12 protein-coding genes and 1 other annotated feature are annotated in these 11,442 nt (G+C 40.4%); of the genes, 7 read left to right on the top strand and 5 right to left on the bottom strand.

Translation table 11 applies throughout. The features are described from left to right. Positions 1–57 precede the first annotated feature (57 nt). Together IEV27_RS06410 and IEV27_RS06405 are read right to left on the bottom strand one after the other, a co-directional pair. Complete coding sequence (locus IEV27_RS06410; protein ID WP_188376598.1) at positions 58–864, bottom strand: undecaprenyl-diphosphate phosphatase; 807 nt, start codon at positions 862–864, stop codon at positions 58–60. A gap of 174 nt (positions 865–1,038) precedes the next feature. Beyond that, on the bottom strand, positions 1,039–1,215 hold the full coding sequence (locus IEV27_RS06405) for a YjzD family protein (protein WP_188376597.1): 177 nt from the start codon (positions 1,213–1,215) through the stop codon (positions 1,039–1,041). Positions 1,216–1,351: 136 nt separating this feature from the next. Between IEV27_RS06405 and IEV27_RS06400 the strand changes: the two genes are divergently transcribed. From IEV27_RS06400 to fabF, 4 genes are all read left to right on the top strand, one after another. Continuing rightward, positions 1,352–1,879 (top strand): hypothetical protein, encoded by a 528-nt coding sequence (locus IEV27_RS06400; protein WP_188376596.1) that lies wholly within the window; start codon positions 1,352–1,354, stop codon positions 1,877–1,879. A gap of 68 nt (positions 1,880–1,947) precedes the next feature. Continuing rightward, positions 1,948–2,898 (top strand): BMP family ABC transporter substrate-binding protein, encoded by a 951-nt coding sequence (locus IEV27_RS06395; RefSeq protein ID WP_229734861.1) that lies wholly within the window; start codon positions 1,948–1,950, stop codon positions 2,896–2,898. Positions 2,899–3,096: 198 nt separating this feature from the next. After that, positions 3,097–4,029, top strand: a complete 933-nt coding sequence (locus tag IEV27_RS06390) for a beta-ketoacyl-ACP synthase III (protein WP_188376595.1) — start codon at positions 3,097–3,099, stop codon at positions 4,027–4,029. Positions 4,030–4,047: 18 nt separating this feature from the next. Continuing rightward, positions 4,048–5,289, top strand: coding sequence for a beta-ketoacyl-ACP synthase II (fabF, locus tag IEV27_RS06385; RefSeq protein WP_188376594.1), 1,242 nt, complete (start codon positions 4,048–4,050; stop codon positions 5,287–5,289). Between the two features lie 171 nt (positions 5,290–5,460). Here fabF and IEV27_RS06380 read toward each other — a convergent pair whose 3' ends face one another. Next, positions 5,461–6,447: an LCP family protein gene (locus tag IEV27_RS06380; RefSeq protein WP_188376593.1), complete on the bottom strand. Its 987-nt coding sequence runs from the start codon at positions 6,445–6,447 to the stop codon at positions 5,461–5,463. 151 nt (positions 6,448–6,598) lie between these two features. Here IEV27_RS06380 and IEV27_RS06375 point away from each other — a divergent pair, with 151 nt between their 5' ends. After that, positions 6,599–6,799 carry a YuzI family membrane protein gene (locus tag IEV27_RS06375; protein ID WP_188376592.1) on the top strand — a complete coding sequence of 67 codons (201 nt, stop codon included), beginning with the start codon at positions 6,599–6,601 and terminating at the stop codon, positions 6,797–6,799. 90 nt (positions 6,800–6,889) lie between these two features. Beyond that, entirely contained in the window at positions 6,890–7,651 is a 762-nt protein-coding gene (locus IEV27_RS06370; protein WP_188376591.1) for a YjbA family protein, read from the top strand. A gap of 25 nt (positions 7,652–7,676) precedes the next feature. Here the strand turns inward: IEV27_RS06370 and trpS are convergent, their stop codons facing one another. Beyond that, on the bottom strand, positions 7,677–8,675 hold the full coding sequence (gene trpS / locus IEV27_RS06365) for a tryptophan--tRNA ligase (RefSeq protein WP_188376834.1): 999 nt from the start codon (positions 8,673–8,675) through the stop codon (positions 7,677–7,679). A gap of 55 nt (positions 8,676–8,730) precedes the next feature. Then, positions 8,731–8,920, bottom strand: a binding site (T-box leader). A gap of 56 nt (positions 8,921–8,976) precedes the next feature. Beyond that, positions 8,977–9,339: a DUF3899 domain-containing protein gene (locus tag IEV27_RS06360; RefSeq protein WP_229734858.1), complete on the bottom strand. Its 363-nt coding sequence runs from the start codon at positions 9,337–9,339 to the stop codon at positions 8,977–8,979. 413 nt (positions 9,340–9,752) lie between these two features. Between IEV27_RS06360 and IEV27_RS06355 the strand changes: the two genes are divergently transcribed. After that, positions 9,753–11,441 (top strand): peptide ABC transporter substrate-binding protein, encoded by a 1,689-nt coding sequence (locus IEV27_RS06355; RefSeq protein ID WP_188376589.1) that lies wholly within the window; start codon positions 9,753–9,755, stop codon positions 11,439–11,441. Position 11,442: the final 1 nt, after the last annotated feature.

The following is an 11,442-nucleotide window of genomic DNA, read 5'->3' as shown; positions in this document are numbered from 1 at the left end:
GTTGCTCGATCGTTCGTTTTTTGACATCTCTGCTTGTCAGAAAGCAAGGGGGCCCCTTTATAAGAAGAACCAGACAAGTCCACCGACGACAAAGCAGTAAATCGCGAAATATTTCAAGTTTCCTTGAGCCATAATGTTCATAAACCATTTTAGTGATACGTAGGAAGCCACAATAGATGCAAGAAAAGCAATGAGATAACTCGGCCACATTACAGCAAAGTCAGCGGCTAGTAAATCGTCGATCGACAGCAGCATCGTTCCTAAACTGACAGGTATAAATAAAAGAAAGGAAAACCTAAGAGCCGTTTGCTGCTTCATCCCAAGCAGCATGGCTGCAACAATAGTGGCACCGGACCGGCTAATACCTGGAATGAGAGCGACAGCTTGGGAAAGTCCGACAATTAATGCATCCTTCCACGTAAGCATTCCATCATTTTTAAGACCTCTTAAGTTACGAATCGTCCATAGAGCAATCCCCGTAATAATTAAAGTAACCCCAACTGTTTGTGTTCCTTTTAAATTATCAAACGCGTCGCTTAATAATATACCGATCACACCGGCCGGTACAGTACCAATAAGTAAGTAAATAATGAAGTTAAAGTCATCTTTTTGACGCTCGTCCTTCGTTAGTAGAAAACCTGTGCCATTACGGATTAACCGAAGGATATCTTCACGATAAATAAGGATAACGGCTATTAGTGAACCAAAGTTAACGAGCACTTCAAAAGCATAACCATCCATTCGTAAGTCCATTAACTCTTGCACGATGACTAAATGACCACTAGAAGAAATCGGAATGGGTTCCGTAAAACCTTGAAATATTCCTAGAAATAAATACTTTATAATCAACCAAATTTGTTCCATCTAAACTTGTCCCCCTTGAATAAACTCACGAAATATATTGATTCGAATTTACTTTCCATTATATGTACGACTTACCTTCGTTTTTCATCACACATGCATGTTATTTCTTTTAAAAAAACCCATATAACCAATAAAAAAACGCTGCTAAAAGGTAGCAACGTTTTTCTAAGGAGACTAAGCTTCTTCTTCCTTAATAACCCCTTCACCAAGTACAATTGCGGCAATGCTGAATATAATTGTCATAATAATGACTTGGGAGAATGCAAATTCCGACCCAGCCATATTGCTGACAACGTATGCCATCATAAAACTTAATAGAAAGGCCCATAATACGGTCCACATCATACGCATACCTACTCACCTCGTTTACACATTCTTTGTTCATTCTACCAGAAGCCTTATAAAAAATAAATATGGAATCGCTTTAGATAGCATGAATTATGAAAGCGACGAATAATATAGAAACAAATAGAAAGGGGGCGTCTGTTTGGTTGTTGTATTATTTAACTGCTTTCACTGGATGGGCTATCATTGCGCAAGGCAGCTGCTCCATAGTGGCCATGAAGTCGTCGGTGTAGATGAAATTGATGATCCAATGAAAGAGCAGTTGTATATGTATGTAGGTCGCAATAGTAATTTTCAGCATTTTAATACGATCGAAGAACGGGATAACCATAGTCACTATACAAATGATGAATCTCATCTTCTAATTTCTAACGAAACACTTGTGATTAAGTATAAACTTTTTGATGAGGTCACCATTGATTTGCCTCCTTTATTTGGTGAGTGGATGGATATGAAGGATAAGGAAATTGAAACGATTGATGATTTAAAACTATGGATTCTTGAGAGAGGCGCTTTATACGTAGGCGACTTCTTTGAAACAGTAATCGATCACGTGGAAAAAGGAGAGATCCTGAGGTTAGCAGAGAAAAAGTTCTCTCTTACTGAACGAGAAACTCAGCCTCAAGAAGTGTTAGAAAGAATTTGGGCCGTACGACATCTAAATCAGTAAGGATTATTTACATTATATGAAACAACCCTATAATAGAGAAAGGAATAACTTTATAGGGGTGTACGTATGTGAGAATTTATGGATTAATGGTTATATTATTACTCCTCACAACTGGCTGCCAACAGCCGACAGCCATGGGACATGCGGATAAAGTCGGTCTTTTAGTAGAGACGACAATCCACGATGAGGCATGGGGCCAGCAGGGCTACCTCGGACTTCAATCGATTAAAGATACCTTTGATGTGGATGTATACTTTAAAGAAGGAGTACAATCCTATCAAGAAACGATAGAAGCTGTGGACGAACTGGTCGATCAAGGCGTCAACGTCATTTTCGGTCATAGTCAAATGTATGGATCTCATTTTAAACAACTACATGAGGATTATGGAGATGTACAATTTATTTATTTTAATGGAGCATTTACGGCGGAGAATGTGACAAGCTTAAACTTTAGTGCGGACGCGATGGGGTTCTTTGCTGGAATGGTTGCTGGCGAAATGACAGAGTCCAACCGAATCGGCTTAATCGCTGCTTTTGAATGGCAGCCTGAAGTGGAAGGTTTCTATGCAGGGGCCACTTATCATAACCCACAGGCAGAAATCGATGTAAAGTATACGTATGATTGGGAAAATGAAGAGAAAGCGAAGTTTCTGTATGAAAAGATGGAAAAGGACGGGGCAGACGTTTTTTATCCGGCAGGCGATGGATTCAACATTCCCATCATAGAAAAGGCCCAGGAGGATGAACTCTTCGCGATAGGCTACGTACAAGATCAATCAGGGATAGCAGAAAACACGGTCCTTACAAGCACGGTGCAGCGTGTTGACCGCGTCTATGTAATGGCTATGGATCGCTATCTTGAGGGTGGGCTCCCAAACAAGCCTATTACGTTTGGTTTTAAGGATGGAGCAATAGAAATCGGGTCATTCAGTCCTGCTGTACCTGAGAATGTTCAGCTTCAGATTGATGATGCCGTAGAATTATATATAGAAAAAGGACAATTTCCATACACACGTTAACACGGGATACTTTCCCGTGTTTTTCTAACGTCTAAAGGCTTGATTAAAGGAAAGATATACATTAAAATTAGTACCAAGTCATAATAATTAGTATAAAAAAGAAGGGTAATTTACAATGAAGTCAGGTTCCTCTATGATAGTGAGGGATAAAGCTGCTCGTTCATACGGGATAAAAATTACCTTTAAGGGGATGAATATATGAACGCTGGATTCATTGGAGTAGGCCATTACGCTCCTGAAAAAGTATTAACCAACAAAGATATGGAAAAGATTGTAGATACAAGTGATGAGTGGATTCGTTCCAGGACTGGAATCGAAGAAAGACGCATTGCTGAAGATGATATGGATACATCTGATATGGCGCTTCGTGCGGCTCAAAATGCTCTTGACGATGCGAATATGACAGCAGACCAGATCGACTTAATTCTTGTTGCGACGGTTACACCTGACAATCCGTTTCCTTCCGTAGCTACTGTGCTTCAGCATAAATTAGGAGCTAGAAAAGTAGCAGCGATGGATATTAGTGCCGCTTGTGCAGGATTTATGTATGGTGTAATTACCGCCAAGCAGTACATTGACACAGGCGCTTATGAAAATGTGCTCGTAGTCGGTGTTGAAAAGCTTTCTAAAATTACGAACTGGGAAGACCGTAACACCTGTGTCTTGTTCGGAGATGCAGCAGGAGCCGCTGTGATCGGTCCTGTCAGTGATGATAAAGGGATCCTATCTTTTGAACTAGGAGCAGATGGCAGCGGTGGTCCTCATTTATACCAAGAAGATTACCTTCATATGAATGGTCGTGAAGTATTCAAGTTTGCCGTCCGTCAAATGCCAGAATCCTCAGTAAATGTCGTGAAAAAGATCGGTCTAAAAGAAGAAGACGTGGATTACCTCGTACCTCACCAGGCTAATATTCGTATTATGGAAGCGGCGAGAGAGCGTTTAGGTATTCCTGTAGAAAAAATGTCAGTGAAGGTGAATAAATACGGGAACACATCTTCAGCTTCTATCCCGCTTGCTTTGTCAGAAGATGTGAAAGCAGGTAAAATCAAAGATAACGATCTTGTTGTACTCGTCGGATTCGGTGGCGGCCTAACATGGGGAGCCGTTGCACTCAGATGGGGTAAGTAATCAAGGAGGAATAGTGTAATGGAAAAACGACGTGTTGTAATTACCGGGGTGGGAGCTGTTACTCCTGTCGGTAATTCAGTAGAAGAAATGTGGAACAGCATAAAAGCAGGAAAGTCAGGGGTAGGCGAAATTACCAAAGTCAACAAAGATGATTATCCTGTAAAAGTAGCAGCAGAATTAAAAGATTTTGACCCTTCCACTTATATTGATCGAAAAGAAGTACGACGCATGGATCCTTTCGTACAATATGCTATGGTTGCTTCTCATATGGCTGTAGAAGATGCTGGACTAGAAATTAATGAAAGCAATGCCGACCGTACTGGCGTTTGGATCGGGTCAGGAATCGGCGGAATGAACACGTACGAATCTCAATTTGAAACCTTTCAGAAAAAAGGGTATCGCCGAGTCAGCCCATTCTTCATTCCAATGATGATTCCTGATATGGCAGCAGGGCAGGTTTCCATTGCATTAGGAGCTAAAGGAATCAACTCTTGTTCGGTTACGGCTTGTGCTTCAGGAGCAAACTCGATTGGAGATGCTTTTAAAGTGATCCAGCGTGGAGATGCTGATGCTATGATTACGGGTGGAACTGAAGCTCCTATGAATAAAATGTCATTCGCAGGATTTGCTTCAGCCCGAGCTCTTTCTTTAAATGAAGATCCAAATACAGCGAGCCGGCCTTTTGATAAAAATCGAGATGGTTTTGTGATGGGAGAAGGGGCAGGAATTCTTATCATTGAGTCTCTGGAATCAGCGCAAAAACGCGGAGCTAAAATATATGGTGAAATTACAGGTTATGGTTCAACCGGAGACGCGTATCACATCACTTCTCCAGCCCCTGAAGGAGATGGAGCAACGCGCGCTATGAATCATGCTTTAGATGACGCCGGAATTACAGCCGATTCGGTCGACTATTTAAATGCACACGGAACATCAACGGACCTTAATGATAAGTTCGAAACAACAGCCGCTAAAAATGTGTTTAAAGACTATGCGGCCAAGTTACCGATTTCTTCAACGAAATCAATGACGGGTCACCTCCTTGGTGCAGCAGGTGCAGTAGAAGCAATCATATCCTTAAAAGCTATTAATGAAAGTCTCCTGCCGCCAACGATTAATTACGAAACACCAGACCCTGAATGTGATCTCGACTATGTACCAAACGAAGTGAGAAAACAAGAGATTCATACAGTAATGAGTAACTCTTTAGGCTTTGGCGGTCACAATGTCACTCTTATCTTTCAGAAATTTAATGGTTAATTGACCGTAAACAGCGGTCTGCTCATATCAGCTTGTAGAGAAACTCGGATTTTCTCTACAAGCTTTTTTATGTTTTGAACTTGGAAATGTAAGAATCGTTCGCTGCTCCTTTACTTACATACGTCAAACAAAAAAGCATCCGACCACTAATGGTCGAATGCCTTCACTTTACTATTCATTAAAAAATTCTTGTATATCTTGAGCACTTTTTTCTTCATCGTGAGCGAGAACAAGTCCTATAGGATAGTCCACTCGCTCATTCCTAACGTTGTCATCGGTCGGTAAACTAAAAGTCTCAATATCATTTACCGGATTGAACAGCAAATCTTTACCCAAGTCTAAGATCTTTCCACTCCCAACATTTGTATCAATATAAGGCTGGAGAGTTCCGATCAACCGAGGAGCTTTCATTACTCCGTTGAGCGAGACAGCTTCATCTTTTAAGAGTTTAATAACTTCTTGCTGCCGCTCTACACGGGCGAAATCACCTTTAGAATCACTGCGGTACCGTGCATACCCAAGCAGTTCTTCCCCGTTTAAGTCGTGTGTACCTTGTTTAAGGTCGATGTTCGTATCGGATGCTTTATATTGCATGTCTTTTTCTACATCTACTTCTACACCATTAGGAGCAAGTGTATCAACAATGTGAGTAAACCCATCAAAGTCAATGATCGAATAGTATTCTACGTCAATCCCAAAATTTTCTTTAATGGTTTGGCGCATCAGTTCAGGGCCGCCAATAGCAAAGGCTGCATTAATTTTGTTATAACCATGACCGGGGATATTGACATATAAATCACGCATTAGTGAAGCCACTTTAGCTTTTTCACCGTTCTCATCATACTGAGCAATCATAATCGTATCAGATCTCGGTGTTTCGTCACTTCGCTGGTCAACACCTAATAATAAGACGTTCGTTTTCCCGTCATTATTATCTACGCCTTTAAATTCATCTTTATATTTACTTGAGATATCGTCTAGTTTAATATCGCTTCCGTCATCGCCGGAAACTCTTCCTTGAGATTCTTGTTTCCCCATCATATATTCATAGCCTGTATAGCTTATGGCAGTGATAAACATAAGAAAAATAATAGCAATAAAAAATCTTTTTTTACGTTTCCGTTTACGACGGGTACGCAAGGAGCGTTGCTCTGACATAACATCATTCCTTTCCAAAAAAAAGCTCCCCTTCTAAATTTACCTGTATTTTCTCTGTAAGTAAAGAGGAATATGTAGGAACAAGTCGGATATTGGTAGACATGCTTTTTACACTCCCACATAAAATAAACAAAGGGAAGGGGGACAAGCGATGTGGCAATGGATGCTGCTGCTCGTGGGTTTTGGCTTTTCAGTAGCAGGAGGCACGGTGACCATTACATACTTAAACCTTGTCCCTGCCGGGTTAACCTGGATAGAATTTTTACTGCTCATACAATCAAGACCTGAATGTTATTTATTCCCAGTTGGACTAGCCTTTAGCTTACTCGCTCTAATATTTATGAGAGATTAATTTACTAAATGATGGATGTTAAGAATAAAAAAACCAACATTGGTCATAATGTAACCTAAAGAGTTCACGGTATGAAAGAGAGGTTGCGCTATGTTATATATGCATGATCTGTGGGTGAATTGGTTTGAAGGAGAAGAGAATGGCTACAACGTGTGTCACTTTCACGAGTGGCGAAAAGAAGATGGGATCGAATTAGTTGATCAGATTCCTTTGTTACTCATTGATGAAGACTTGTTTGAGTTTATCGAGAATGACCTTCAGGAATTACCTAAGTCTATGCTTGATGATATTCACAAACGTACCTACATGAAGAAAAATCAAGAACGCAAAACAATCGATTATGCAGCTGTCGTAACAGATGGAAGAAGCGTACTGGTATTTGATACATTAGGTTATTCACTTCCTGTTAAGAAGAGCAGACTGATCCCGCGGCAAGAGCGGCTCGTTTTTGACATGGTGGAGGGAAAACGCCCGTCCATCTATGAATTAGATAACCCTACACCTAAAGAATACCACATCTTATCATTATCTCCAGAAAAAATGGCAGGATTAACCCGAAGAGAAAGACAATTAAAGCAGTTATTAATGATGGCACTTGATCAGCTCCGGCATACAGATCACCCGGAAGAAGTCGGCTATTGGTTAACAGAATGGGATCCTTCACAGTATGAATTGATGAAGGAACTGACAGCAGAAGCAGCCTGGCAGCGCTTATACTATGGAACAATGGAAGGCTGGAGCAAACAACACGAAGAGTTATGCGGAAAATTAATCAAAGGGCAGCCATTCTTTGAAACGATGTGGCAATCAGAAAATCAAAAAAGCACCAAACATTTAAAAAGCCAGAACTGAGTGATGAACTCAATTCTGGCTTTTCTTATTTTTTCTTTTTCACACGTCCAAGACCCATCGCTTTTTTAGCTTTTGTTAGCATTTTATTGGCTTTAAACGAAGCTTCTTCCGCTCCTTGATCAAGAATATGATCCAATTCTTCGGATTGAATAAGTTCACCATAACGCTCTTGGATCGGCTTTAACACATGAACTACTGCCTCTGCCACTCCAGCTTTAAAATCTCCATATCCTTTGCCCTCATATTTTTTCTCTAAATCGGCAATGGTCTCACCGGAGCAGACTGACTCAATGGTTAACAGATTGGATACACCTGGTTTGTTCTCTTTATCATATTTCACGAGGCCCTCTGAATCAGTGACGGCACTTTTGATCTTTTTCGTAATTTGTTTTTCGTCATCCAGCATGGAAATAAATGCTTTTTGATTCGCATCTGACTTGCTCATTTTCTTCGTGGGTTCCTGAAGGGACATGATGCGGGCACCTTCTTTAGGAATTCGAACTTCTGGAACTGTGAAAATATCATTGTACTTATTATTGAATCGCTGAGCTAAATTTCTCGTTAACTCTAAGTGCTGCTTCTGATCATCACCAACCGGCACAATATCGGTTTGATAAAGTAAAATATCTGAAGCCATTAACGGAGGATACGTAAGCAGACCAGAAGAGACGGCTTCTTTCCCACCTGCTGATTTATCTTTAAACTGCGTCATCCGTTCGAGTTCACCAATATAACTGACGCATTGTAACATCCATCCAAGCTGAGTATGCGCGGGAACCTCAGATTGAATGAACAAAGTGGAACGCTCTGTATCAATCCCAGAAGCTAAGTATAAAGCCGCAAGAGACTTAATATTTTCTCTCAGCTTTAATCGGTCTTGCGGCACCGTGATAGCATGTTCATCAACAATACAGAAGTAACATTTATACTCCTCCTGTAAGTCAACAAAATGTTTCATGGCCCCTAAATAGTTTCCAAGCGTCAACGTACCGCTTGGCTGAATACCTGAAAAAATGGTTTTCATCATCAATCACCTCTCTAATAGTTATAAAAAAAGAACCAATCGATCCTTCCGTTATGGAAGGGACGATTGGTTCGCGGTGCCACCCTAATTACTTTTTTAAAAAGTCAGCTCACATTCGTTAACGCCGAATAAACGGACTGCTCCAAAGTCCCAATTCACTATACCAGGCTCAACTGTTTCCACCACCCACAGCCTCTCTTCAAAAGCGATTGGTATAGCTACTAAATCTTTTTCGTCGCAGCTTTCATATTAAAATCTTGATCAAATTATAGATGATTCAAAGATGGTTTGCAAGCGGAGCTTATCCATTGTAGTAAACCACTAATAGAAGCAGTAGGGCAATTAATAAAATGGCTCCTTGAAATAAGAAGAAATGCACAAATTTTTTCTTAAACATTTGGGAAGGGAGCGGTTTGTTTTCAAAGTCATCAAGGTAATCTTTATTTTTTGCTACGCGATTGGTTACTTTTCTAAAACTGTACGTAATCGCATCAAAAAAGCCACCTTTAATGGTCCATAGCAATAAACCAATGAACAGATAAAAAAAACATAAGTAAAACAACAAATCAATAAAAGTAACCAAATCATAAGCTGGAGCCAGCAGACTGAAAATTAAGCTGATCAACAACAGGTTAATGGCAACAAACCCCCATTTATTCCGCACGAATACCACTTTGTCACACATCCTTCACGATCTTAAACTAAGAGATATTATATCATCTATGAACACTCTAAAAAACATGTAAATAAAAGTAAATAACTGAAAATTCCTCATATATTGAATAATGCATGTGATATTCAACTATGCGAAAACTTCGGCGCTATATGTCTGAGGTTACAAAATAACGGTACTTTTTTATTCATCTATTTGAATAGTTATCAAAATAAAACCGGAAAAATCGTAAAATAAACTAGGTAATTAGTCTTATTTTATGTCATTTAAACGTAATAATATAAGGCTTTCAGCAAAAATTTTGAAAAAAAGGAATGCAAAATTGTTTGAAAACTTGTATAATTCGATATGTGGACAACGTGCCACGTCAAAATTTTTATTTTTTAGGGGAGGTCATTTTCTACATGAAAAAGGCAAATTGGTTATTGCTAGTGCTTGCATTAGCACTCAGCATGTTCCTCGCAGCTTGTTCTGGAGGCGACGATTCAGGATCTGAATCTGACGCGGAAAGCGGCAGCGATGGAGAAGACACAGAAGAATCATCAGGCGGGGATAGCGAACAAATACTTAACATTACCGACTCTGCAGAAATTCCAACAATGGATTCATCAATGGCTACTGACGCCGTTGCGTTCCAATGGTTAGGTTCTACGACAGACGGACTTTATCGTCTTGGATTAGACACTCAGCCTGAACCAGCAATTGCAGAAGACCATGAGGAAAGCGAAGATGGATTAACTTGGACGTTCAACCTTCGTGACGATGCTACTTGGTCAAACGGTGACCCGGTAACTGCACATGATTTCGTATACGCTTGGCAGCGTGCAGTAGACCCAGACACTGGATCTGAGTACGGTCCTTATATGATGAGCGGAGTTATCGAAAATGCTGAAGACATCGCTGCAGGTGATACTCCAGTAGAAGAGCTTGGAGTAGAAGCTACAGACGACTATACCTTAGAAGTATCTCTAGAAAAACCAACTCCATACTTTGAGTCTTTAACGGCGTTTGGAACTTTCCTTCCGCTAAACCAAGACTTTGTTGAAGAGCATGGAGAAGATTACGCTCTTGAAGCGGACACGCTGTTATCAAACGGACCATTCATGTTTACTGAGTGGGGAAGCGATGGCTGGAAGCTTGAAAAGAACGAAGATTACTGGGATGCTGACAACGTTAACCTAGAAGAAATTAACGTTTCAGTTGTTAAAGAAACAGCTTCTGCTGTTAACCTTTATGAAACAGATGAAATTGATCGTGTTGGTCTTTCATCTGAGTTTGTAGATGAATACCGTTCTTCTGAAGAGTTCCGTATTGAAGAAGAGCCGACTTTATTCTACTTGAAGATGAACCAGGAAAACGAAATTCTTGGAAACGAAAATGCACGTAAAGCAATTCAAAGAATCGTTGACCGTCAAGCGATGGTAGATACAATCCTTAACAACGGATCTCTAGTAAGTTCTGGCCACATGCCTCAAAACTTTGTGCAGCACCCAGAAACTGAAGAAGATTTCCGTGAACTAAACGGAGAACTAATCGAAACAAATAAAGAAGAAGCTCAAGAGTTATGGGAAACTGCTAAAGAAGAGCTAGGAATTGAAGAAGCAGAACTTGGTTACTTAGGTGGAGACACTGAAGTAGCACAGCAAATGGATGCTTACATTAAAGACCAGCTTGAAGAGCTTGAAGGGCTAACAGTTAATGTTCAGTCCGTACCTTTCCAAGAGCGTCTAGACCGTGACACTGAAATGGATTACGATCTTCAAAACTCTGGTTGGGGTCCAGACTACATCGATCCAAACACATTCTTAAACATGTGGATTACGGACGGTGGAAACAACAAGACTGGATATGCTAGCGAAGAATACGATGCTTTAATTGCAGAAGCAAATGACGAGTTAGCTCAAGAACCAGTTGAACGTTTTGAGAACTTCCTAGAAGCAGAGAAAATGCTAATTGAAGATGATGCAGTTCTTGCTCCTCTTTACCAGCGCGCTGCTGCTCAACTATGGAAGCCTTACGTTAAAGATGTAGGAGTTAACCCGATGGGTGCAGACTACACTTACAAATATGCTTATATTGACGGTAAGGAATAAA

The organism is Halobacillus andaensis, from assembly GCF_014636475.1.
Classification (GTDB): domain Bacteria; phylum Bacillota; class Bacilli; order Bacillales; family Halobacillaceae; genus Halobacillus_A; species Halobacillus_A andaensis.
The sequence above is the reverse complement of the archived record's forward strand: the minus strand, read 5'-3'. Positions and strand labels throughout refer to the sequence as shown.

Bases quoted from the DNA above. Each gene is read 5' to 3' on its own strand.
- IEV27_RS06370 (WP_188376591.1), top strand. From the start codon at position 6,890: ATGTTATATATGCATGATCTGTGGGTGAATTGGTTTGAAGGAGAAGAG.
- IEV27_RS06375 (WP_188376592.1), top strand. From the start codon at position 6,599: ATGTGGCAATGGATGCTGCTGCTCGTGGGTTTTGGCTTTTCAGTAGCA.
- IEV27_RS06410 (WP_188376598.1), bottom strand. From the start codon at position 864: ATGGAACAAATTTGGTTGATTATAAAGTATTTATTTCTAGGAATATTT.
- IEV27_RS06390 (WP_188376595.1), top strand. From the start codon at position 3,097: ATGAACGCTGGATTCATTGGAGTAGGCCATTACGCTCCTGAAAAAGTA.
- IEV27_RS06405 (WP_188376597.1), bottom strand. From the start codon at position 1,215: ATGCGTATGATGTGGACCGTATTATGGGCCTTTCTATTAAGTTTTATG.
- trpS (WP_188376834.1), bottom strand. From the start codon at position 8,675: ATGAAAACCATTTTTTCAGGTATTCAGCCAAGCGGTACGTTGACGCTT.
- IEV27_RS06380 (WP_188376593.1), bottom strand. From the start codon at position 6,447: ATGTCAGAGCAACGCTCCTTGCGTACCCGTCGTAAACGGAAACGTAAA.
- IEV27_RS06355 (WP_188376589.1), top strand. From the start codon at position 9,753: ATGAAAAAGGCAAATTGGTTATTGCTAGTGCTTGCATTAGCACTCAGC.
- fabF (WP_188376594.1), top strand. From the start codon at position 4,048: ATGGAAAAACGACGTGTTGTAATTACCGGGGTGGGAGCTGTTACTCCT.